This window comes from Bacillus sp. AR2-1 (genome assembly GCF_008368755.1).
In the GTDB taxonomy this organism is placed as follows: Bacteria; Bacillota; Bacilli; order Bacillales; family Bacillaceae_G; genus Bacillus_A; species Bacillus_A wiedmannii.
In genome coordinates, this window is sequence record NZ_QORY01000007.1 from 41,823 (window position 1) to 63,442 (window position 21,620).

Here is a 21,620-nt window from a genome sequence, read left to right on the forward strand (position 1 = left end):
CGACGATACAATTTACTGTATCGTCGGTTTTTCCCCTACCATTTTTCTCTACATATTTCAATTAAATGCAGTAAGTACTTCCTTGTCATATCTGCCCTTCTCCACCTTGAGAGCATTCGCTTTTCTTTTGGATTCTGCCGTATTCTCGCTACTTCTTTTAATAAAAGCTCCCATTCTTCCCCTGAACGTTCTAACAAATATTGCAATCCTCTATCTTTTGAAACGATTGTTTTATGATCCAGTGTATATAAAATACGTCCCATTGTAACGACAGCTGATTCTACCCACTCTTCTATAAAAAATAAATATGGTTGCTTCGCTTTTTCACTCCAGTACTGTTCTACGTTGTATTTCATCGTATTTACTACATCATCCCACCTTATTTGAAACGAAAGATCTTCAGCTTCTTTCCCGGTAACTGTAATACCTTGATTTTTTAACGTCCACCATGTGACCGCATTAATATCCCAATGACCTATATTCGCTTTACCATCTGCACAATACACGTACTCATTCATTTCATCATTGTATTTCCCTAAATCAGCAAGCGGAATATACATACCATCCATTCTTTTACCTAACGTACTACCACTAAGTTTCTTATGAAGTTCTACAAGTTGCTGTTTTTCAGCTTCATTCACGGAATCACTTATTACTGTAATAAAATCAACATCGCTCGTTTCTGCATGAAATGCACCGAGTGCGATGGAGCCGTAAATATATACCCCGACTATTTTTTCGTCCAAAAAAATTTCTTTTAATTCTACTGTGTACCGCTCCATTAACTGTCGTACTTCCCTTGGTAACGCATGCTTCACTCCATTTTTCACATCTATCCCTCCAATAAAAAAGAGCCTTTGCGAATTCGCAAAGGCTTCCTGCTTTATAAATATTTCTCGATTTCTTCGTAAACATCCTTCAAACGAGGATTTCCTTCTCCAACAATTTCTCCATTTACAAGAACGACCGGATAAAATAGATCTTCTTCCACTACGCGCTCTGCGAATGCTTTTTTATCTTCATCTTCTTGTTCTTCTTGAAAATCAATATACTCGAAATTAAATTTATTTTCTTGTCCTTCATATTTACGACCAATCGCCGCTTGTAGCCACTCAAATGTTTCTGTTGAAGATGGCATTCCAACGCAGCTCGCACAAATTACTTTCGTCCCATACACTTGCACATTAACCATTTCTTCTCCCCCACTTCTTGTTTCAACAGTATATTCAGATGTCCTAGTGCATAAGCACATCATTTTACAAACTTATTCCATACCCCTATACTGAAAAAACACGTTGTAAACATGATAAAAAATTTCGACATTAAAACAAGAACAGAAAAAATAGATTTTCCCCTCTATCTTGATTATAATAAAACTGATGAAAGGAGTCGATAAAAATGGAAAACCCACATATGCAAGAACAAGTACTAGAAGTATTAGATAAATTACGTCCATTCTTACTTCGCGATGGCGGAGACGTTGAATTAGTAGACATTGAAGAAGGTATCGTAAAATTACGCCTTATGGGTGCTTGCGGAAGCTGCCCAAGTTCTACAATCACACTAAAAGCTGGTATCGAACGCGCATTACTTGAAGAAGTACCAGGCGTTATTGAAGTAGAACAAGTATTTTAATCTAAAAGCGGAAGCGGCTCGTTCAGAACAGGAGGTCATTGGAGCTCCTGACGAAGAGGCGCTTTTTGCCTCACAGGAAGGCGCGAAATGGCCAACTGTTCTAGCCGCTGGAGCTAGATATTAATCTAAAAGCGGAAGCGGCTCGTTCAGAATCGCTTCCTAAAAAGAGACCCATTTGGGTCTCTTTTTTTATTCAAATAACACTTTTCCTTTAACATCATAAAACAAAATTGGAAATCCTTCTCAAAAAGTGAGATAATTAATACTATAGAATCGTTCACACATATACAGAAAAAAACATAGGGGGACGACACATGCCAAAGATGGGGAGCACTTTCTTAACAATTCAAGAACTAGAAAAGAAAAAAGAGTATTTATTAGACCTTTCATCCGTTATACCAACATGGAATGCAAGTTATCAATTTTTATTTAAAGAAATTCAGCAAGAATTATTGAGTAAAGTAAATGAAAAAATTGAAAGACATCAATTCATTTTAAATATATGTGCAGATCAACAGGTAGGGGCATAATGTATTACATACAATTGTGATATATAAAAAAGAGACCTCAATCGGTCTCTTTTTTATATTTTAAGATAGCCAATCTAATTTCCTAATCCCTAACTTATCGACCGGTAAACGAAGTGAGCCATAAAAGTGCTTCATAAATTGCTCAGAGCGGTTCACATCGTGTAAAATGGCTTCTAAGCGATCTCTATATATGCTTTTTTGTTCTTCATTTCCTGTTTGGTAATATCGTTCGACTGTTTCAAAGTAGTGAAGTGGGAACAGGAGCCTTGCAAATAATAGGCGCCAACCAAATGAGGATAGCGAATAATTCCGTTCATAATCTGTAACAAATTGAACGATTGTTTGCTCCCAGTCTTTCTTTTTTTCTATCATCATATAGCGGATTAATTCTGCCATATCTCGAGTTGGGTGATCATACACCCAATCGAAAGGAAGTTTGAGACGCTTCGTTTGATGCCATAATAAGGGTGTGAATCGTTCTTGGCAAATTGTTGCTGCATCAGTCATTTGGGGCGTATCATCCATCTCTGTATCGACAACATACTGAATTGCATTTTCTGCAACTCCTAAGTAATACGGGAAGGATTCAATAAACAATTGATCGAATACGTCTGTAGGGTGGTTCATCACTTGTGATTGCCAAAACTTTTCTAATTGATCGAGCCTTTTTTCCCATAACGCTTTCCATTCGCCTATGCGGCTTAATTGCTCGATTTCTTCTGGAAAGAATGCACCTCGTTTATGGAATATAGAAAGCTCACTTCCTAATGATGTAGCATGTCGTTCTAACGCACGCATACCTTTTAATAAGCAGTAATTTTGTTCTTCTATCTCACTTACATAGTAGCCGTGTATAGTCGGAACGAAAGTCGCTACAGTTATATCCCCTTGCTGGTTCATATAATCACTGAGCTTTTTCATCTCTACAAGTACTTCTTCCTCCATTTCTCCAATTGGAACAAGTACATAAATTTTGTTGCGAATCCAAAAGCTTTTATAGGGGCCAAGGGGGATTAATTCTTTAACATGCATATGATAATGCTCATAAATATGATGAATCATCGCAGTCGCCACCTATGGTTTTTCTTTATATATATGAGCTTGTGCTCGCCTTTCATTCCTATGCACATGATAAAGCAACGAAACGTATACAAATACTAAAAAGAAAAAAAGGTGATAAACATGAAAGAATCAAATCAACTACAAGAAAGAGCATTACAACTATTACAAGAACGTGGTGTAACAATTGACGATATTGCTGAGCTTGTTCATTTTCTTCAAAAAAAATATCATCCAAATTTAGAGATGTCAGAATGCCGTTATAACGTTGAGCGTGTATTATCAAAACGTGAAGTACAAAACGCACTGATTACTGGTATCGAACTCGATGTCCTTGCTGAAAAAGGAATGTTAAGTGAGCCGTTACAAGATATCGTAAAACGTGATGAAGGCTTATACGGAATTGATGAAGTGATCGCACTTTCTATCGTTAATGTGTACGGCTCTATCGGTTTCACGAACTTTGGATATATCGATAAATTAAAACCTGGTATTTTAGAATTCTTAAATGATAAATCATCTGGAAAGGTGCATACATTCCTTGATGATATCGTTGGCGGGATCGCTGCCGCTGCTTCAAGCCGTTTAGCACACAGAGCTGAGCATTCGGAATAATAAAACATGAAAGACCGTCAGTTTCATACTGACGGTCTTTCATATTTCATGAGCATAAATTCTCTTCCGCGACTCAAAAAAATAGGACCTTGCTGAAAACCTATGTTTTTATATAGCGTAATCGCTCTTGTATTAAATGTCGCTACACTAAGTCGGAACGTTTTTGGCTTATATTCTTTCGCAGCAAATGCTATCCCCGCTTGAAAAAACATTTTTCCCAGCCCTTTCCCTGTTAACGCTGGCTTCATGCCAAGTCCGATATCAATTACATCTTCTCCATCATATAAATGAGCATCTCTTCCCCCTGGCACTTGTGCATTTTCCCCAAAACAAAAATAGCCGATAAACTCCCCCTTATCGTCACAACAACCGTAATACGTCCCATCTAATAATTCTTCTATCGCTTCTTCCTCTCCTGAAAAACTATACAAATCATAAGGTTCTTCATACGCCCACGTATTTATCTCATTTGCTTCTTCTACCGTTAACTTATGTATATTCATCCTTCTCTCCCCTAATCGAATATTCTATATATACTCATTCATTTTTCGTGCCTCATTTCCCTCTAATAGGAATATGCACAATTGCATACGCACACCTATAAATCAAATGGTACAATTTATTTGAATCGCTGTTGCTACACTTCTTGATCAAAGAAAAGGCGTTAAAACGGATATTAGCGCCTTATCAAACTCAAGCAATTGGCACATTTTGTCATCATGAAAGACACTCAAAAGAGTGTCTTTTTTTTATATCTTACAAGGACTTACTCATTTAAAAGTATACATACATAAAATAATGTAACTCTTTACACACATGAATCTTTTTCTAAAAGTTGTGAAGTAGACTCAAAATAAAAAAGCACTCTTGGCTAGAGTGCTTTTTACTTTCAAACAAGGAGGTTACATAATATGGATAGTACTCTCGTATTTAACTTCGGCATTGGTATTGTTATTATTTTATTTGTTTTCTTTGTTCTTTGTATGAGTGGGGTATAGCAATTTTTTATGCTGATAACTCCTTTAAAGTATCACTTAATTTAAACTTTCTTAATTGTAATGACGCAATCAATGCTGCCCCCGCTCCAAGCATCACGCTAGCTAGAGCCAGTATGACAACTTGATTATACGGAATAATAATAACCGTTAACTCTAAGCTTGATAACACGATATAGCTAAACAGAATCCCACCAAAAATTCCGATACAACCAGCTATCGCTCCAAGTAAAGTTCCCTCTAATAAAACGATCCTTCTCATTTGCTTCGGAATAGCTCCTACCGCACGAATCATACTAATTTCAGCACGTCTTTCATGCAAACTTGCGACAATTGCATTCATTAATCCTATGCCAGAAATAATGAAAACAATTACAACTAACAAGCGAATTAACATCATCATTTGCGATAATAACTGCTCTTGTTCTTTCAATAAATCATAACTGTTTATAACTTCTACATTCTCTTTATTCTTTGTAATTTCTTTTACTTGCTTCTTAATCCCTTCAAATGATTGATTAGGATTAGTCATAATTTGAATTGCTTCATATCCTTGTACGTGAAACTTATCGCGAGCCCATTGTTCATTCACAAAAATATCCAAACTCCTTAACCTTAATCCTTGCTCAATAATCGAAACGACTTTAATTCTTTGTTTTTCTTTTCCTTGTACGTCAACCGTATCATGCAACTGAAGCCCTAAGTTTTTAGCCACTTCTTTCGTAATGACTCCCTCACCATCTTGTAATGGCTTATTTAAAGGTTGTCCTGCAATCACTTTCGCCTTTGTTACTTTCTGGTACGCTACAATATCGTTACCTACAACTTCCATTGAATCATAGTTCAAATTGTTTTTTTTCATAAATTCATACCACTCTTGATTCGCTTTTTTAAAGTCATAATTCACAAGCTTTGCTGTAAAGTCAGTAGCATTCCCAACACTCGATTCCACACCATCAATTTTTCTAACCTTCTCCATCCAACTAAACGGTAATGTTTCTATTCCTTGCGACTCTACTGGAATTCTTACTACTAAGTCCGCTGGTAAATGTTTTTGTAACCCTTTTTTCATACCTTCATACATAGAATTTACATACATCGTTCCAACAAGTGCTAACATAAAACCAAATGCTAGTATAGCAACCGACACAGCTGCCTTATTCCGATAACGAATTACATTCCGGCTACTAATCGTCGTTTCAATTCGTAATATCATTTGGAACGGTTTTGCAATCACTGGTGCTATTACGCGAATAAATAACGGAATCGCCAATAACAAACCAACTGCAAATAACAGCGCTCCTATCGCACTTGGATTAAAACCGATATACTGCTCTAATACGTTACCTGCTAGTCCAATAACAGTACCAATGAGTAAAATGCTAAGGCTAAAAGCACTCCATCTCTTTTCTTTTTTCTCATTACTAGGAAGACCTGGGCGAAGTGCTTGAACTGGTGGAATCTTTCTAACCATGAAAGCTGGTATAATAGCTCCTATGACAGACATAACAATCCCTAGTAAAAACGTAATGAGTAGAACCTCACCTGAGATTGAGAATGATGCTTTCCCTGCCCCCTCAATATTCACCCATTTGTTAATAAAAGATGCGGCGATTGTTTGCGTACCTGCCCCCAGAATAACTCCTGCTAGCGATCCAATTGCTCCGATGCATAAAGCCTCTAATAAAACGACTAATATAATTTGATTTGGGTTACTACCGAGCGCACGTAATAATGCCCACTGCTTAAATCGACTTCTAACAGATAAGAAGAAACTTCCCATTATTAAAAGAGCTACAACAAATAAGGCAATACCACCTAAACTAAAAATTAACGGTTTCATTACATTTAGTCTTTCAAATGCCTTATCAACATAAGTACGTTGATCTACCTTTATATTTTCTATCTTCTTATTTACATCAAGAGCAATTGCTCTTTTCACATTTACATCAGCTGTTTTCACTTGAACGAGATTGAATTGATTTGATAGATTTAATTCTTTTTGAAGCCAATGGATTGGAAAATAAGCACTATGCCCCATCGCTGCCATTAACGGCGGATTTAAAATGCCGACGACTTTCACATTCTTTTCTCCATGCTGCGGGAATGGCAATTTGATCGTATCTCCTACCCTTATATTTTCACGATCTGTATACCCTTTTGTCAGTGCTACTTCAGCCCCTTCTTTCGGATATCGACCTTCTACTATTTTATAAGAATGCATTTCTGGAGAATCTTGCTCAACACCCCAATAAGACGGTTTTCCAGATAACTCTTTATAATTTGGAAAAGGATATGGTATAAGTACTTTTGATATTTTTTCAGCATTTTCTAAGCCATCTATTCCTTTTAAACTTTCATTATTTAAATACATATCATTTTTTATATAACCAAATTGCAAATTATAATCTCCATACCGACTTACTACTTGTTCCTTTACGCTTTTCTCTACTGATTGATTGCCTAGCAATAACATCGTCGCTAACATAACACCTAAAGCTGCACCGAGAGCAATCAACATATTTCGCAGCCAATTTTGTTTCATCGATTTTACTGCATACTTAATTACCCATCGCATCACCTTTACCCCCTACTTTAAAGTGGTGATTCATAATCTCTTGAATGTGAGTAACTTGTTGCGGGATATTTCGAAACTTCCACCCTTTACTTTCAGCATGTTCATGAATCACTTCACCATCTAATAAGAAAACAACTTTATCCGCATGAGCGGCTACGAACGGGTCGTGCGTTACAATGACAGCTGTTTGCCCTAACTCATCACACGCATTGCGAAGTGCCGCAATTATGTTTTTACTATTTTCCGAATCTAATGCCCCTGTTGGTTCATCAGCTAATATAATAGCCGGCTCATTTGCAAAAGCTCTTGCGATCGCAACCCTTTGCTGTTGCCCGCCTGATAACTGTGCTGGTAAATGTTTTTCTTTTCCCTTCAATCCAACAAGTTCTAATAAACGAGTTGCTGTCACCGTTGCCTTCTTTTGCGAGACATTATCTAACAGTAACGGTAACCCTACATTCTCTTCTGCACTAAACACTGGAATCAAATTAAACTGCTGAAAAATAAAACCGATTTTATGCCTTCTAAATAAAGCTAGCTCTTTTTCTTTTAATGTTGATATCTCTGTACCGTCAACTCGAATACTACCTACTGACGGAATATCTAATCCACCTAACAACTGAAGTAAGGTCGTTTTACCCGATCCACTAGCCCCCATAATACAGACGAAATCTCCTTTTTGAATTTGAAGATTAATGCCTTTTAATATTTTTACTTTACTATCCCCAATATCAAACGATTTTTCTAACCTTTCAATTTCAATAATATTCATCCCCATATCCCCTTCTCTCTCTATTTACCAATCTATATATTCTATTCAGAATGCAAAATCCCTACTTTTTTGTATTTTTTTGTCACATACTAACATGTATCCCATATTAGCTAATTACATTTTCGCTTTATTTCTCACGTCAAAAAAGTTGACTCTCACAACAGAAGTAACCATAATAGTTACACAAATAAAAAACTATCCACAAATAGGAGGAAGAGCAATGAAACATGTAATCGTTTATGCACACCCAAATACAGAAAGCTTTAACCATGCGATTTTAGAAACGGTAAAAAGTGAATTAGAAGAAAAAGGTCATGAAGTACGCGTTCGCGATCTATACGAGTTAAACTTCAATCCAGTATTAGACGCTTCCGATTTCATCTCATTTTCTCAAGGAAACACACCAGAAGATATTAAAGAAGAGCAAGAGCATATCTCTTGGGCGGATAGCATTACATTCATTTATCCAGTTTGGTGGGCGGGACTTCCTGCTATTTTAAAAGGATACGTTGACCGTGTATTTAGCCACGGCTTCGCTTATGCTTACGGTGAAAATGGTATTGAAAAGTTATTAAGCGGTAAAAAAGGCTTACTATTATCTACAATGGGAAATACGAAAGAAGCATACACAGCAGGCGGTATGTTTGAAGCAATGAAGAAAACAGCAGATGTTGGTATTTTTGAATTTACAGGTATTGAAACAATTGAGCATACATTCTATACGAGGGTTCCTTCTGTGGATAACAGTGTGCGTAAGCAATATCTTGAAGAAGTTAAAGATGTTGTGAATCGTGCATTCTAATAAAAAACTCCGGTTGTTAAAACCGGAGTTTTTTTATTTCATCATTAATTTCGGAATATATCTTTGAAGAATGCTTTCTAATTCATTCATATCTTCCTGTCTAATAAGTAAATTTACATTGTCATTCATTTTTTCTCGCCCGCGATATAAAAATATATTTTCTTTTGGATTTTCCCATGTTGATGTTTTATAGCCTTTTAATTCTTCGTATGAATAAAAGTTTAATCCGTCTACTACACCTTTTTCATATATTTGTACACTTTTAATAAGATGGATAGCTATTAAAGTCATAAAACAACTTGCTACAGCATGAATACCTAGCTGAATGAGAAACTGTTCAACTGTATCAATATCGCCACTTACGTACTGAGCATATATATACATACATTGCCCAATGAAATATGCTGGTCCAAGTAATGCAATCCAACGTCTTTTCACCCGAGGATACATTGCAATGAGTTTTCCTGAGCTTTTTTTCATTTCATTTATTTTATATATCTTCCATAGAACAAAAAACAAAACACATAATGTAAAAACAAACATAATACATGACATCCAGTACACTCTGATTCCCCCTTGTATCATTACATATAAATTTTACATTTTATATAACAACGGCGAATATGCAATTATGCATAAAAAAACAGGTAACCTATTCCGGTTACCTGCATTTCATTACATCTTCTCAATCCACTCCGTCAAGTTATGCACAACTTGCGTTGGTTGTACTTCATATTCTGTTAACTTCTCCACAGTTGTGACTCCAGTGTGGACAAGAAGGGTATGCATGCCAGCATTTACTCCCGCTAAAATGTCTGTATCGTAGTTATCCCCAACCATTAATGCTTCATCTTTTCCTATACCAAGCACTTTTAACGCTTGTTCCATAATGATTGATTCTGGTTTTCCAATAAAGATTGGATCCACGCCTGTTGATACTGTTACAACTGATGTTAATGAACCGTTACCTGGTAATAATCCGCGCTCAGTCGGAATGGCGATATCTCCATTTGTAGAAATAAACGTTGCGCCGTTACGCACAGCAAGACAAGCTTTTGCTAATTTTTCATATGTGATGTCACGATCTAAACCAACAACAACGAAATCAGGATTTTCATCCACAAGTTCAAATCCTTTTTCCACAAGTGCATCATGTAAGCCTTCTTCACCAATCATATATACAGTTGCGTCTTGTTTACGTTCATAAATGAAGTTCGCTGTCGCCATACTCGTTGTGAATACTTGCTCTGCTTCCGCTGGAATATCGAAACGAACAAGTTTTTCTGCCACTTGTTCTGGTTTACGCGTTGAATTATTCGTAACGAATAAATAAGGAATGCCGCGCTCTCCTAATGCTTTTACGAAGTCGCTCGCTTCTTCAATTTGTTCTTCTCCGCGATACATCGTACCGTCTAAGTCAATTAAGTAACCTTTATACATCATTATGTCTCTCCTTCTATGCTAACGTTCTCACCTTATCATACCACTCTTATATTACCCGCTTTTTCCAAAGAAAAAAACGCTTTACCTAAAAGCGCCCCATAACGTTCATTTTTTCTCTTTTACTTGGTAAGAACAACTACAATCGCCCTCACACATGTTTGCTAACGTCTTTACATCTGCTCCTGCAAATAAACGATTATACATCTCTTTTTCATCTTCGCATACTTGCGGGAATCTCTCTGCAATTTCTTTTAACGGACAGTTTTGTTTTTCAATTACGAAAGAGTTCTCCCCATCTCTCTTTATTTGAACCATATAACCATTTTTCTCTTGCATGGCCGCTATCTCTTGCACTTTAAATGCTAAATTCTTTTGATTACTCACTCGTTTTTGCAACTGTTCTTCCATTCGCTTCGTTCTCTCTGTTAAAACGTAACGAAGTATTTTTTCATCACCCATTCGAGCTAAATCTTCTAGCATATCAATCGCAAATTGCTTATACTCCTTCGGGAATGTATCTTCTCCCTTTTCACTTAATCCATATAAATAAGTTGGTCTTCCGACATGTTGTCTTACCATCTTAGAATAAATGAAACCATCTTTCTCAAGATTACTTAAATGTCTTCGGATCGCCATTTCTGTAATCTCTAAAACGTCAGCTAGTTCCGCTACTGTATGCTCTCCCTTAACTTTCAACAATTGTACAATTTCATCTTTCGTCGTACGTGCTTCCCCCATGCTTAACCCTTCTCCCTTTTCCCTTTACTTTCTCACATACAATATAAGATCCCCAAAAGGCAGTCCCGGGGATCTTATAAGCATAATTATTCTGGTACAAATGCAGATACAGGTCCTAATTCCTTCTCTAAATAACTGCGAATATTTGCTGGGTATTTCTCTACCACTGCAATATGTTTTTGAATCGTCTTATATAATTCATCATGATTCATTTGAATATAATCTTGCGTAAGCATTTTTCGAAGAAGGATAATTTCTTTCATTCCTTGTCCTTCTTCTGCACTTATCACTCGCTCGTCCATCAAAATATCGATAATATCTTCATAACTTCCTGGATCGCGCATAATAAATCCATCAATCATCGCATTCCCTACATCTAATACACAATCAATAATTAGATGAGCTATACGTTCTAATGCGTAAAATTCAAACTCGGTTTCATATATCTTTTTCTCTTGAAATGTACTTGTTGCTCGTTCTAAACATACTAGCATTTGTTCTATTTTCTTTCTGTCTACAAAATACATGAATGTCACCTACCTGGAAATTAAAGCATTTACATTTTAATTGTAACGCTTTCTTCTGAAAAAATCGACAATTTTTCGAATTCACCTTTTCTCCGTTATTTGTTATAGTTATATTTGTATGATTTTTGAAATTGGAGGAATGGAATCTTGGAACGTGAACTCGCACTAGAAATTGTCCGTGTAACAGAAGCAGCAGCATTAGCATCCGCACAGTGGATGGGCCGCGGAAAGAAAAACGAAGCAGATGATGCAGCAACTACAGCAATGCGTGATATGTTTGATTCAGTAAACATGGCAGGTACAGTTGTAATTGGTGAAGGAGAACTTGATGAAGCACCGATGTTGTATATTGGTGAAGAACTAGGAACAGGTAACGGTCCAGAAGTAGACATTGCCGTTGATCCATTAGAAGGTACAAACATCGTTGCAAAAGGTCTTGCAAATGCAATGGCAGTTATCGCAATCGCAGATAAAGGAAACCTCCTTCATGCTCCTGATATGTACATGGAAAAAATCGCGGTTGGTCCAAAAGCAGCTGGTAAAATTAGCTTAGATGATCCAATTGAAAAAACAATTGAAATTGTAGCAGAAGCTAACAATAAAAAGATTCGCGATCTAACAGTTATCGTGCAAGAACGTGAACGTCATCAAGATATTATTGACCGTGTTCGTGCAAAAGGTGCACGCGTAAAATTATTTGGTGATGGTGATGTTGGTGCGTCAATCGCAACAGCACTACCTGGAACGGGTATTGATTTATTCGTAGGTATTGGCGGAGCTCCAGAAGGTGTTATTTCTGCAGCAGCATTAAAATGCCTTGAAGGTGAAATGCAAGCTCGCTTAGTTCCAATGAACGAAGAAGAAGAAGCTCGTTGTCGTGAAATGGGATTAGAAGATCCTCGTCAACTTCTTATGTTAGATGACTTAGTATCTGGGGATGATGCAATCTTCTCAGCAACTGGTGTATCTGCTGGTGAGTTATTAGACGGTGTTAAATTCCTTGGCGGAGATCTAGCTGAAACATATTCTATCGTTATGCGTTACAAAACAAGAACGGTACGATTCATTAAAACGCATCACCATTTAGATCATAAACCACACTTAAACTTAGATATTTAATAAAGGAGCCATGTGTATGGAAGAACGTTTCTTTCTGTACGACGATACAGTCGCTACAAGAACTCGTTTCGTTAGCTTTATGGGAGAAAATGAGCGTCATGATTTAGCGCTTTTATACTCCGATCGTCATTACGGTAAAACAATTGTCCTTGATATACAGCGCAATAGATTTGCAATCATCGGTCCTGACGATTTAAACGAACCAGGCTACTTAGAGCATGCATTTTCTATGACTGAAGAAATTGCAGAAGAATTACGCTCATTTTTATTTGAACTTATATAATTTATCTTAGGCACCAGCTATTTTAGCTGGTGTTTTTTCGCTTAAAGTATTTTGAATTTTCAATCTTATATGTTATAATTAAGAATAAATCTATTTGGATAGAAAGGACGTTATCTACGTATGCCAACATTTACTTTGTAATGGACCAGCAATTGGATAGCATTACTCTCAAAAAAGCACCGTGCTTTTTCAAGGGAGTAGTCTGCCCATTCCCATTACAAAGGAACGTAACGCATCTGTAGTATGATGTTTACGGAGGTTCCTAAGGGAATCTCCTTTTATTTTTGTCTTTTTATCATGTCTTCATACTACAAGACATCCAAATAGCTGTATTACGTTCCTTTACCACTACTATAAGAGGTGAAGGAAAATGCAGAAAGTACAACTTTCTTGGAGTTTATATGAAAATGAGCAAAACACAATCGAAAAGTATTGTAAAAATTGCAGACGCACTACCTTATTTACTGACACGAATATTCGTAGGCATAACGCCAACGGAAAAAATATATACCGCTTTGCCATTTATAAATGTCCGAAAGATCATACGTGGAATCAAAAGCTTCGTATTTATAAAGCATTCACTGATCACGTTGAAACATTCGACATGACGCAGCAAGATCAAATAGAAACAACTACTACCATTTCCATTACACAACATAAAGAAAACGGCATAGCCGAAATCACGATCGTATTAGATATCGTTTTCGGTTCCCACCGAATGGATAAAGCCTTATCCACATATATTTCCGACTGGAGCCGTACACGCATTGTGGATAAAATTAAAAATGGGGATATTCAATTGAACGGACAACAAATGAAACCAAATACAATACTTTCTGAAGGCGATCATATCTCGATTTGTTTATAAGCGAAAATATGCAAAAAATCCTCTTACAATCGTAAGAGGATTTTTTTATTTCTTCACTTTTCGTAATACGAAGTGTGCACAACCGAAATTACAGTACTCGTATAAATACTCCGTTAACGTACTAATTTTCGTATCATATGTCGAACGTTGATTACTATCATCAAAGAAACCGCGCAATCTAAGTTGCTCATAACCCCAATCCCCTACGATGTAATCATATTTATTTAAGATTTCTGCATAACGCTCTTTAAATGCTTCTTCATTAAAACCGTCACGAAAGTTTTTAATTACTTCGTACTGAACATTATTAATGCTCACCGTAGCATGCATCTCTTGCTCTTGCTTTTGCTCCATCATTAACTTCCTCTCTAAGCATTCTTCTTTTTATCGTATCACAAAGCATACCAACCAACAATTTCAAATACAAAAAATTGAAAATTAGTGCATGCTATGGAGAAGGAGGTGATACATCGTGAAAAAACAAATTATACTCTCTCTCCTCACTCTTTCCTTATTTGCAGGCTGTCAATCATCTAATAAAGCCGAAATGGAACGTGAAGAAGGAAGTCGTGTTCTTGTTTCCAATAAAAACGACATGTATCATACGGAAAATACAAATACAAGATTAACGAGAGTCGGTTATTCATCTAAACAAAAACATGAAGTATCTAACAAACAAGTAGGAGCCATTAACCGTGAGAAAGTCGCTGAAATGATTACAAGCATGACAGTCAAACTTCCTGACGTTACAAACGCTGCTACGCTCGTTACCGATGATGAAGTATTTGTTGTATACCGTGCAAACACAACGGATCCAAAACTCGTAGCGGATCAAGTATATAAAGCTGCTTTGTCCATCGTCCCTCGCTATTATAAAGCATATGTATCAACAGACCAAAAGTTGATTTCTCAAATTCAAGGCCTTCAATCAGGTAGCTTAAATGATACAGAATATACACAGAGCCTCGACATGCTAAAGCGAGAAATGAGCAAAAATCCTCATTTAAACAATACGGGGGATCAGACTTTGAATGATATGATTAAAAAATAAAGAAGGTGGAGAAAACCTCCACCTTTTTTACTATTTCTTACGATCCGCATAAACCTCCATCGCATCACACATAAACTGTGCTAAACCTTCACCAAACTTATCGATATTTTTCGTGAAGCGCTCATCAGCGACGTACATTTGACCGAGTCCTTTAAAAGCATCTAGTGAATATTCTCCAAAGTTTTGCAAGTAATCGTACCATACTCCAATTGCTTCTTGTGCCTCTTTAGAATCTGGTGCGCCGTGTCTAAGCGCCGCTAAATTTCTGTAAATAGTATTAAACTCTTCTTGATTATCTTTTGACATACCTTTCGCGTATTCATTAGCCTTATCTACAGCTGCGTCTCCCCATCGTTCACGCGCTTCTTCTTCGTACGGATTATGGCTGAAATCGAACCCTTCAAATTTCTCTTTATTCGTCATTTCAATCTCTCCTTTTGTATGCTGAATTGTTTTATCAATTGTCGCAATCACCTTATCTAATCTGGCACGTTTTTCAAGAAGCATTTTCTTATGAAGCTGTAGTGCTTCTTCGTGGTCAAATGATGGACTCATGATAATTTCTTTAATTTTCTTCAAAGGGAAGCCTAGCTCTTTAAAAAATAAAATTTGCTGCAATGTCTCTAAATTTTTATTGGAATACAGACGATATCCAGACTCTGTCGTCTCGTCTGGGGTTAACAACCCAATTTCATCGTAATGATGCAGTGTGCGCACACTAATTCCAACTAAATTAGCTACTTCTTTTACCTTCATTGTCATGTGTATCTCCCCCTTAATACATACGATAAAGTATGACGCAACGTTAGAGTCAATAAGTAAATTCATTTTTTGTTAAAAGTTTCATCTCCACTATATTTCATGCATAATAGATATGTACATATATTAGAAAGCGGTGAAAGTATGGTTTCAAGTACGGTAATTGCCAGTATCACAATTCAACTTGTGATTTCGATTCTGGTACCTATTATTGCGTTTGTTTATTTCCGTAAAAAATATAATATTAATTGGAAAGTGGTCGGCGTTGGTGTTCTTATCTTTATTGGATTTACCCAAATTCTCGAAACACCGTTCCACCTATTTATGCGTGGTAATCCAGCAATCGCTCCATTTTTAGAAAATCCGTTTGTCTTTGCAATTTATGGCGGACTAACTGCTGGTATTTTTGAAGAATTAGGACGCTTCGTTGCCTTCTTCTTCCTACTAAAAAAATATCTAGAATATAAAGATGGCTTCGCTTATGGAATTGGTCACGGCGGGATTGAATCCATTTTAGTTGGCGGATTCTCTGCATTGCAGACACTTATATTCGCTAATGCTATTAACAATGGTAGCTTCGCTCAAATGGCAGAAAAACTACCACAATTAAATCTTGTAAAGGATATGTTAATAGAACAACCTGCTTATTTATACTTCCTTGGCAGCTTGGAAAGAATTATGGCTCTTGTATTGCAAATTGCCTTTACAATGCTTGTCTTATACGCAGTAAAACAGAAGAAATATATCTTCCTTGTTTACGCTATATTATTCCACGCATTTGTAGACTTTTTCGCGGCACTTTATCAAACAAAAACAATTAACATCTTTGTTGCAGAAGGAATTACCCTTCTCTTCACAATTGGTGCTGTCATTCTTATTCGTAAAATGAAAGAGAAATTAATGAGTGTACCGGAATAAAAAATAACCCACCAGCTGGTGGGTTATTTTTTACCACGATTTTTGCAATGATGATAACTCTTGCCCTCTTGCAGCTCCCTCTTTGTTTCTGCATCTATAACAATGTACTTATGAAACTCTTCTGCTTCATTTTGAGAAAAGGAAGCAAAAAAATAAACTTGGCGATCAGGGTGAACAAAAAAATCTTGAAGTACCACGCTACTACGACAACCCACGGCTGCTTTTTTTCTGAAAGAAAATTCTTTATCCGGCACTTCTTTAAATAAAATCTTTTTTCGAACGCTATATGCTGCATTGTTGTATTCTTTATAGATTTTCTTATCTAACTGTTCGTAAAACACATCTTCACTCACAAATGATTTATTTCGATTGCTTGGATAATTTAATTTTTGATTGGATTCTGCATATGTTGTGGACAAGTGTATAAAAAAACAAAGACCGAATATAATACATATCATTTTTTTCATCATTACACCTCAAATGTTCATTTATCCACATTACTTTTCCACATATTTAAATCAATATGCCGTTTCCAATAAAAAGGAATTTTTCCCACATTTGTCGAAGTATATAGCGTCAACTTGAAAGATGGGGATGAATTGTGAAGAAATTGATTGTAATACGACATTGTTCAGCAACTGGACAAGAACGTGATGCCGAATTAACGATTGCAGGAAAAAATCAAGCAAACACTCTTGCTACATTCCTCTTAGAAAACCAATCACAAATAGATCATATTATTTCAAGCCCATTTGTGCGAGCTATCGATTCTATTCGGCCCTATGCGCTTCAAGCTAACTTGTCTATCCAAGAAGATGAACGATTAGCTGAACGCATATTAAGCGACGTTCCAATGGATGATTGGTTGCAAAAACTAGAATCTACTTTTACAAATATAGATATCGCCTTTTCAGGCGGAGAGTCAACAAAACAAGCGACGGATCGTGCTATATCACTTATCCAAGACGTTTTAAAGTTAAACCATACTACAACACTACTTGTTACACACGGCAACTTACTGACGCTCATTTTAAAGCACTTTGATCATACGATCGGCTTTATTGAATGGAGAGCTTTAACGAATCCTGATATTTACGAAATTACACTCGATAAACAATGTATCCTAAAACGATTATGGGAAGCACCGTCCAAGTAATATCTCTTTCCAACACATTCAGTTGACGCCACGAGAAGAAACTGTACTAACAATAGAAAGGGGTATCACTCCATATGTACGAAGATGTACTTGCTTTACTACATAAAACAAATGCTTCTTACGAAAAGTTTGAACACGAACCAGTACTCGATTATGAAACAGATCGTATCGTACGTGAAAGGCTTGGCTTACACGGCACTCCAAGTAAAAGCTTATTTTTAAAATCAAAGTCTGGAGATTATTACGTATTTTTTACGTTAGAGGGTACAAGGCTCAACCGAGGAGAGATGAAAGAAATAACAGGAGAAAGCTTATCTCTCTGTTCTCCTGATGAGCTAAGAGAAGAAACAGGCTGTACTCCAGGATGTGTAGCTCCTTTCGGTTATTCACAAAATGTAACGATTATTGTGGATAGTGCTATTTATGCTTACGATAAAATTTTAATTACACCTGGTGTACCTGAATTTACAATTGAATTATCCACAGAGGAATTAAAGAAAATCTTATTAACATGCCCAAATACTGTTTTAGAATATAAACAAAAAGAGAGCTAATGATTAGCTCTCTTTTTTCATTATTTTGCTTCTGCTGTTTTTTCTTTTGCAGAACGAACCTGCTCGTCCGCATGGTAAGAAGAACGCACAAGTGGGCCAGCTTCACAGTGGCTAAAGCCTTTGCTAAGTGCAATTTCTTTAAGCTCTGCAAATTCTGCTGGTGGGTAATATTTAAGAACTGGTAAATGCTTCTTAGATGGCTGTAGGTATTGTCCAAGAGTTAAAATATCCACATTGTTTGCACGTAAGTCATCCATCGCTTCAATTAAATCTTCTCTCGTTTCACCTAAGCCCACCATAATGCTCGATTTAGTTGGAATATCAGGCTGCATTTCTTTTGCTCGACGTAAAAACTCTAATGAACGATCATATTTTGCTCTAGCGCGAACTCGGTCAGATAATCGACGTACTGTTTCAATGTTATGGTTTAAAATATCTGGTTTTGCATCCATTAACATTTTTAAGTTTTCTTCTACTCCACCCATATCAGATGGTAATACTTCGATTGACGTAAACGGATTTTTACGACGTACAGCGCGTACTGTTTCAGCAAAAACAGCCGCTCCCCCGTCCTTTAAATCATCACGTGCAACCGCTGTTATAACAACGTGCTTTAAGCCCATTTGTACTACAGAATCTGCTACGCGTTCTGGCTCTTGTAAATCAAGCTCAGTTGGTAAGCCTGTTTTAACCGCACAAAAACGACAAGCACGTGTACAAACCGCACCTAAAATCATAAATGTTGCTGTTTTTCTTACAGCCCAGCATTCATGAATATTCGGACATTTTGCTTCCTCACAAACTGTATGAAGATTCTTAGAACGCATCATTTTCTTTAAGCCTGTATAGTTTTCATTCGTGTTTAACTTAATTTTCAACCATTCGGGCTTGCGCTTATATTCTGTTTGTTTTGTCATGGTTATCAACTCCGCACAATATGAAATAATTTACCGTGTTCGCTTCTTTCAATGTAACATATCTATTCTAACGTATGAAAGCGATTTGCTCAAATGAAGATTCTAAGATTTTTTCCAATCGTTCCCTATAATGAAATACTCCGTATATCCCACACTAAAAAGAGTGATGTTGTGAAAGGAGTCTATTTCATGCTTCGAAAAATTTCTCTTTTGCTTTCGATTTGCTTTCTTCTCCACCAAAATATCGCTTACGGTGAAGATAATCAGCAAAGCATATACGAAAAGCGCATGGCACTATATAAAGAAACCGAGCAATCTTCAGGCATTCCGTGGTATTACTTAGCTGCAATGGATCAATACGAAAGAAATATACGGAGCGTAAGAAAAGATATTCCGAAAAAACCAGATGCCATTATCTCCCTTTATTTCAAACCAGAAATATGGGCTGGTCCCGTTAATGGTAACGACACTCTCCCCCATACAATTTCTCTATTTGGCGGATTGGGTTTAGATGGTGACAAAGATGGATTTGCAAACGCAAATAACGACCGTGATCTTCTGCATACAGCAGCGACAATTTTAAAGAAACAAGGAACGTCCGAAGACCGTGTTCACATTATGCTTTGGGAATATTATAGACGTGCGAAAACAGTTGAATTAATTACCGAATACGCCCAAATTTATAAACATTACGGACGTATTAATTTAGAAGGAAATGCTTTCCCTCTTCCGATTCGTAGTGACCATAGCTACCGTAGTACTTTCGGTGCTGGAAGAAGTTTTGGGGGAAGGAGAGTTCATGAAGGAACTGATATTTTTGCAGGCTATGGTGTACCAGTAAGATCTACTTGCTATGGCATTATTGAAACAAAAGGCTGGAACCGTCTTGGCGGATGGCGCATCGGTATTCGCGACCTTCATAATAATTACCATTATTACGCTCATTTAGGCGGATTCTCAAAAGAAATACAGCTTGGACAAATTGTCGAACCAGGAAAAGTAATCGGATTTGTCGGTAGCACCGGTTACGGCCCTCCCGGCACAGCTGGAAAATTCCCGCCCCACCTACATTTCGGTATGTATAAAGACAATGGTTATACAGAATGGGCTTTCGATCCATACATGCATTTAAGTCTTTGGGAGCGAAAAGAACGCACGAATACAAAACGATAACCGTAGCATATTGCTACGGTTATTTTTTTAATTCGGCTAACTATCCGTTTTCTTTTTATCAGGTACAACAACACTCCCACTTCCATAATAAGTAGGCACTTCCCCTTGAACAATACGCGTTGCAATCGGAACATCTTGTTTTACCTTTATTTCTTTCGTATGAAATGGAATAATCACTTGCAACGTGACTTCCATCTCCATAATAATTTGAATCGCTGTCGTATTGATCCCGTGCGGTTCAATTTTTTGTTTAATATCCGTATTCACATGACCAATCGTCGTGAAATCAATTGGAATATCGGGACCTATATTTCCAAGAAGCGCATTATCCGTTACACGACCAAAAGGAACTGCCATCGTTGCTCCATTTTTTTCAGAAATACCTAGCCCCTTCAAATCACCTTGTTCTACTTGCTGTAAATATTTTTCTATGTATGTGGTCGTTGACGTTACGATTTCATTTACTTGCTTTGTATTTAAATTAATTGTGGATACTTTTCCGTTTTTATCATTTTGTACTTTCATTAATGAATCGACATCAAACCCTTCATTAATTCTATCTTTTACCGCCTTCGTCATAACCGCTGTCGCCATTTTATGCGTCTCTACTTCCCCATATTTAAGTAATGTCGGCTGAATGCTTTTATTCACAATCCATAATCCTTGCACGAGTAATATGACAAAAAGAATAAACGACATAAGCAGTATGTGCCGAAAGGAAATTGGTCCCCTTCGAAACCGCGAATTTTTCGAACGAAATATACTCATAAAAAAACCTCCTTCTTATATCATTTCTATGCAAGAAGGAGGGACGATATATGCTTATCTCATTTTTAATAATGCTTCTTTTCCGATTGTGCCTGCCGTAATACCTAATGCTTCGGCCTCAATCGTTACTGATTCTAGCGGCGCTTCAAGAAGTTGTTCAATCGTTCTTACACCAACCGCACGGCCAGCAATAATTCCTCGATCACCTAACTTCTCATTTAAAAGACCTACATCTAATGCACCGCACATAATATATCCTTTATCGCTCATTACAGCTAGCAAATTTGTCTTTGGAAGTTTGACGCTAACCGCAATAAACGTATAATTATCGATTATAATTGGCTCCACATTAACCATAGT

General features: G+C 36.8%; 28 protein-coding genes. 12 read left to right on the forward strand and 16 right to left on the reverse strand.

Annotated elements, in window-relative coordinates:
- Positions 1 to 35: 35 nt before the first annotated feature.
- Together DT250_RS06975 and DT250_RS06980 are read right to left on the reverse strand one after the other, a co-directional pair.
- Positions 36 to 830: a nucleotidyltransferase domain-containing protein gene (locus tag DT250_RS06975; RefSeq protein WP_149212845.1), complete on the reverse strand. Its 795-nt coding sequence runs from the start codon at positions 828 to 830 to the stop codon at positions 36 to 38.
- Positions 831 to 883: 53 nt separating this feature from the next.
- Positions 884 to 1,192 carry a YuzD family protein gene (locus DT250_RS06980; protein ID WP_000248590.1) on the reverse strand — a complete coding sequence of 103 codons (309 nt, stop codon included), beginning with the start codon at positions 1,190 to 1,192 and terminating at the stop codon, positions 884 to 886.
- Positions 1,193 to 1,398: 206 nt separating this feature from the next.
- Between DT250_RS06980 and DT250_RS06985 the strand changes: the two genes are divergently transcribed.
- Positions 1,399 to 1,635: a NifU family protein gene (locus DT250_RS06985; protein ID WP_000431159.1), complete on the forward strand. Its 237-nt coding sequence runs from the start codon at positions 1,399 to 1,401 to the stop codon at positions 1,633 to 1,635.
- A 314-nt stretch (positions 1,636 to 1,949) separates the two neighbouring features.
- Entirely contained in the window at positions 1,950 to 2,165 is a 216-nt protein-coding gene (locus DT250_RS06990; protein WP_098857399.1) for a carbonic anhydrase, read from the forward strand.
- A 60-nt stretch (positions 2,166 to 2,225) separates the two neighbouring features.
- Here the strand turns inward: DT250_RS06990 and yutH are convergent, their stop codons facing one another.
- Positions 2,226 to 3,227 (reverse strand): spore coat putative kinase YutH, encoded by a 1,002-nt coding sequence (gene yutH, locus DT250_RS06995; RefSeq protein WP_000581274.1) that lies wholly within the window; start codon positions 3,225 to 3,227, stop codon positions 2,226 to 2,228.
- A gap of 120 nt (positions 3,228 to 3,347) precedes the next feature.
- Between yutH and DT250_RS07000 the strand changes: the two genes are divergently transcribed.
- On the forward strand, positions 3,348 to 3,839 hold the full coding sequence (locus tag DT250_RS07000) for a phosphatidylglycerophosphatase A family protein (RefSeq protein ID WP_000665100.1): 492 nt from the start codon (positions 3,348 to 3,350) through the stop codon (positions 3,837 to 3,839).
- A gap of 23 nt (positions 3,840 to 3,862) precedes the next feature.
- Here the strand turns inward: DT250_RS07000 and DT250_RS07005 are convergent, their stop codons facing one another.
- From DT250_RS07005 to DT250_RS07015, 3 genes are all read right to left on the reverse strand, one after another.
- Entirely contained in the window at positions 3,863 to 4,342 is a 480-nt protein-coding gene (locus tag DT250_RS07005; protein ID WP_088608543.1) for a GNAT family N-acetyltransferase, read from the reverse strand.
- Between the two features lie 502 nt (positions 4,343 to 4,844).
- Entirely contained in the window at positions 4,845 to 7,412 is a 2,568-nt protein-coding gene (locus tag DT250_RS07010) for an FtsX-like permease family protein (RefSeq protein WP_149212846.1), read from the reverse strand.
- Entirely contained in the window at positions 7,396 to 8,184 is a 789-nt protein-coding gene (locus DT250_RS07015) for an ABC transporter ATP-binding protein (RefSeq protein ID WP_088608545.1), read from the reverse strand. The genes DT250_RS07010 and DT250_RS07015 overlap by 17 nt, the downstream gene beginning before the upstream one ends.
- 220 nt (positions 8,185 to 8,404) lie before the next feature.
- Between DT250_RS07015 and DT250_RS07020 the strand changes: the two genes are divergently transcribed.
- Positions 8,405 to 8,986, forward strand: coding sequence for an NAD(P)H-dependent oxidoreductase (locus DT250_RS07020; protein WP_149212847.1), 582 nt, complete (start codon positions 8,405 to 8,407; stop codon positions 8,984 to 8,986).
- A 33-nt stretch (positions 8,987 to 9,019) separates the two neighbouring features.
- Here the strand turns inward: DT250_RS07020 and DT250_RS07025 are convergent, their stop codons facing one another.
- The 4 genes from DT250_RS07025 to DT250_RS07040 form a co-directional block, all read right to left on the reverse strand.
- Positions 9,020 to 9,550, reverse strand: a complete 531-nt coding sequence (locus DT250_RS07025) for an iron ABC transporter substrate-binding protein (protein ID WP_087986025.1) — start codon at positions 9,548 to 9,550, stop codon at positions 9,020 to 9,022.
- Between the two features lie 111 nt (positions 9,551 to 9,661).
- On the reverse strand, positions 9,662 to 10,426 hold the full coding sequence (locus DT250_RS07030) for a TIGR01457 family HAD-type hydrolase (protein ID WP_002096233.1): 765 nt from the start codon (positions 10,424 to 10,426) through the stop codon (positions 9,662 to 9,664).
- Between the two features lie 108 nt (positions 10,427 to 10,534).
- Positions 10,535 to 11,167, reverse strand: a complete 633-nt coding sequence (locus tag DT250_RS07035; protein ID WP_060488135.1) for a helix-turn-helix transcriptional regulator — start codon at positions 11,165 to 11,167, stop codon at positions 10,535 to 10,537.
- An 86-nt stretch (positions 11,168 to 11,253) separates the two neighbouring features.
- Complete coding sequence (locus DT250_RS07040; protein ID WP_000274003.1) at positions 11,254 to 11,694, reverse strand: DUF86 domain-containing protein; 441 nt, start codon at positions 11,692 to 11,694, stop codon at positions 11,254 to 11,256.
- Positions 11,695 to 11,841: 147 nt separating this feature from the next.
- Between DT250_RS07040 and glpX the strand changes: the two genes are divergently transcribed.
- From glpX to DT250_RS07060, 3 genes are all read left to right on the forward strand, one after another.
- Positions 11,842 to 12,813: a class II fructose-bisphosphatase gene (glpX, locus tag DT250_RS07045; protein WP_000439090.1), complete on the forward strand. Its 972-nt coding sequence runs from the start codon at positions 11,842 to 11,844 to the stop codon at positions 12,811 to 12,813.
- Between the two features lie 16 nt (positions 12,814 to 12,829).
- Entirely contained in the window at positions 12,830 to 13,096 is a 267-nt protein-coding gene (locus DT250_RS07050; protein ID WP_000392614.1) for a DUF3055 domain-containing protein, read from the forward strand.
- A gap of 370 nt (positions 13,097 to 13,466) precedes the next feature.
- Positions 13,467 to 13,964 carry a cytoplasmic protein gene (locus tag DT250_RS07060; protein WP_088064724.1) on the forward strand — a complete coding sequence of 166 codons (498 nt, stop codon included), beginning with the start codon at positions 13,467 to 13,469 and terminating at the stop codon, positions 13,962 to 13,964.
- A 45-nt stretch (positions 13,965 to 14,009) separates the two neighbouring features.
- On the opposite strand, the gene DT250_RS07065 is transcribed toward DT250_RS07060, so the two are convergent.
- Entirely contained in the window at positions 14,010 to 14,294 is a 285-nt protein-coding gene (locus DT250_RS07065; RefSeq protein WP_370512873.1) for a YutD family protein, read from the reverse strand.
- 142 nt (positions 14,295 to 14,436) lie between these two features.
- Here DT250_RS07065 and DT250_RS07070 point away from each other — a divergent pair, with 142 nt between their 5' ends.
- Positions 14,437 to 15,015: a YhcN/YlaJ family sporulation lipoprotein gene (locus DT250_RS07070; RefSeq protein ID WP_046954398.1), complete on the forward strand. Its 579-nt coding sequence runs from the start codon at positions 14,437 to 14,439 to the stop codon at positions 15,013 to 15,015.
- Between the two features lie 30 nt (positions 15,016 to 15,045).
- Here the strand turns inward: DT250_RS07070 and DT250_RS07075 are convergent, their stop codons facing one another.
- Complete coding sequence (locus DT250_RS07075; RefSeq protein ID WP_060488132.1) at positions 15,046 to 15,777, reverse strand: MerR family transcriptional regulator; 732 nt, start codon at positions 15,775 to 15,777, stop codon at positions 15,046 to 15,048.
- Positions 15,778 to 15,876: 99 nt separating this feature from the next.
- Between DT250_RS07075 and DT250_RS07080 the strand changes: the two genes are divergently transcribed.
- Complete coding sequence (locus tag DT250_RS07080; protein ID WP_116868002.1) at positions 15,877 to 16,692, forward strand: YhfC family intramembrane metalloprotease; 816 nt, start codon at positions 15,877 to 15,879, stop codon at positions 16,690 to 16,692.
- A 23-nt stretch (positions 16,693 to 16,715) separates the two neighbouring features.
- Here DT250_RS07080 and DT250_RS07085 read toward each other — a convergent pair whose 3' ends face one another.
- Positions 16,716 to 17,159: a hypothetical protein gene (locus DT250_RS07085; RefSeq protein WP_088608550.1), complete on the reverse strand. Its 444-nt coding sequence runs from the start codon at positions 17,157 to 17,159 to the stop codon at positions 16,716 to 16,718.
- A 134-nt stretch (positions 17,160 to 17,293) separates the two neighbouring features.
- Between DT250_RS07085 and DT250_RS07090 the strand changes: the two genes are divergently transcribed.
- On the forward strand, positions 17,294 to 17,848 hold the full coding sequence (locus DT250_RS07090; protein ID WP_088080791.1) for a histidine phosphatase family protein: 555 nt from the start codon (positions 17,294 to 17,296) through the stop codon (positions 17,846 to 17,848).
- A 74-nt stretch (positions 17,849 to 17,922) separates the two neighbouring features.
- Positions 17,923 to 18,402: a YbaK/EbsC family protein gene (locus DT250_RS07095; protein WP_048542306.1), complete on the forward strand. Its 480-nt coding sequence runs from the start codon at positions 17,923 to 17,925 to the stop codon at positions 18,400 to 18,402.
- Positions 18,403 to 18,422: 20 nt separating this feature from the next.
- Here DT250_RS07095 and lipA read toward each other — a convergent pair whose 3' ends face one another.
- Complete coding sequence (lipA, locus tag DT250_RS07100; RefSeq protein ID WP_000166369.1) at positions 18,423 to 19,319, reverse strand: lipoyl synthase; 897 nt, start codon at positions 19,317 to 19,319, stop codon at positions 18,423 to 18,425.
- 189 nt (positions 19,320 to 19,508) lie between these two features.
- Between lipA and DT250_RS07105 the strand changes: the two genes are divergently transcribed.
- Entirely contained in the window at positions 19,509 to 20,492 is a 984-nt protein-coding gene (locus tag DT250_RS07105) for a M23 family metallopeptidase (protein WP_000944677.1), read from the forward strand.
- Between the two features lie 36 nt (positions 20,493 to 20,528).
- Here DT250_RS07105 and yunB read toward each other — a convergent pair whose 3' ends face one another.
- Positions 20,529 to 21,260: a sporulation protein YunB gene (yunB, locus tag DT250_RS07110; protein WP_046954393.1), complete on the reverse strand. Its 732-nt coding sequence runs from the start codon at positions 21,258 to 21,260 to the stop codon at positions 20,529 to 20,531.
- A 54-nt stretch (positions 21,261 to 21,314) separates the two neighbouring features.
- Positions 21,315 to 21,617 carry a YunC family protein gene (locus DT250_RS07115; protein ID WP_000248463.1) on the reverse strand — a complete coding sequence of 101 codons (303 nt, stop codon included), beginning with the start codon at positions 21,615 to 21,617 and terminating at the stop codon, positions 21,315 to 21,317.
- Between the last annotated feature and the right edge of the window lie 3 nt (positions 21,618 to 21,620).

Coding starts and splice junctions, on each gene's coding strand:
- DT250_RS06980 (WP_000248590.1), bottom strand. CDS start 1,192: ATGGTTAATGTGCAAGTGTATGGGACGAAAGTAATTTGTGCGAGCTGC.
- DT250_RS07015 (WP_088608545.1), bottom strand. CDS start 8,184: ATGAATATTATTGAAATTGAAAGGTTAGAAAAATCGTTTGATATTGGG.
- DT250_RS07050 (WP_000392614.1), top strand. CDS start 12,830: ATGGAAGAACGTTTCTTTCTGTACGACGATACAGTCGCTACAAGAACT.
- DT250_RS07095 (WP_048542306.1), top strand. CDS start 17,923: ATGTACGAAGATGTACTTGCTTTACTACATAAAACAAATGCTTCTTAC.
- DT250_RS07060 (WP_088064724.1), top strand. CDS start 13,467: ATGCAGAAAGTACAACTTTCTTGGAGTTTATATGAAAATGAGCAAAAC.
- DT250_RS07005 (WP_088608543.1), bottom strand. CDS start 4,342: ATGAATATACATAAGTTAACGGTAGAAGAAGCAAATGAGATAAATACG.
- DT250_RS07040 (WP_000274003.1), bottom strand. CDS start 11,694: ATGTATTTTGTAGACAGAAAGAAAATAGAACAAATGCTAGTATGTTTA.
- DT250_RS07030 (WP_002096233.1), bottom strand. CDS start 10,426: ATGTATAAAGGTTACTTAATTGACTTAGACGGTACGATGTATCGCGGA.
- DT250_RS07010 (WP_149212846.1), bottom strand. CDS start 7,412: ATGCGATGGGTAATTAAGTATGCAGTAAAATCGATGAAACAAAATTGG.
- DT250_RS07080 (WP_116868002.1), top strand. CDS start 15,877: ATGCATAATAGATATGTACATATATTAGAAAGCGGTGAAAGTATGGTT.
- yutH (WP_000581274.1), bottom strand. CDS start 3,227: ATGATTCATCATATTTATGAGCATTATCATATGCATGTTAAAGAATTA.
- DT250_RS07115 (WP_000248463.1), bottom strand. CDS start 21,617: ATGGTTAATGTGGAGCCAATTATAATCGATAATTATACGTTTATTGCG.
- DT250_RS07065 (WP_370512873.1), bottom strand. CDS start 14,294: ATGCATGCTACGGTGAGCATTAATAATGTTCAGTACGAAGTAATTAAA.
- DT250_RS07085 (WP_088608550.1), bottom strand. CDS start 17,159: ATGAAAAAAATGATATGTATTATATTCGGTCTTTGTTTTTTTATACAC.
- yunB (WP_046954393.1), bottom strand. CDS start 21,260: ATGAGTATATTTCGTTCGAAAAATTCGCGGTTTCGAAGGGGACCAATT.
- DT250_RS07020 (WP_149212847.1), top strand. CDS start 8,405: ATGAAACATGTAATCGTTTATGCACACCCAAATACAGAAAGCTTTAAC.
- DT250_RS06985 (WP_000431159.1), top strand. CDS start 1,399: ATGGAAAACCCACATATGCAAGAACAAGTACTAGAAGTATTAGATAAA.
- DT250_RS07035 (WP_060488135.1), bottom strand. CDS start 11,167: ATGGGGGAAGCACGTACGACGAAAGATGAAATTGTACAATTGTTGAAA.
- DT250_RS07000 (WP_000665100.1), top strand. CDS start 3,348: ATGAAAGAATCAAATCAACTACAAGAAAGAGCATTACAACTATTACAA.
- DT250_RS06990 (WP_098857399.1), top strand. CDS start 1,950: ATGCCAAAGATGGGGAGCACTTTCTTAACAATTCAAGAACTAGAAAAG.
- lipA (WP_000166369.1), bottom strand. CDS start 19,319: ATGACAAAACAAACAGAATATAAGCGCAAGCCCGAATGGTTGAAAATT.
- DT250_RS07105 (WP_000944677.1), top strand. CDS start 19,509: ATGCTTCGAAAAATTTCTCTTTTGCTTTCGATTTGCTTTCTTCTCCAC.
- DT250_RS07075 (WP_060488132.1), bottom strand. CDS start 15,777: ATGACAATGAAGGTAAAAGAAGTAGCTAATTTAGTTGGAATTAGTGTG.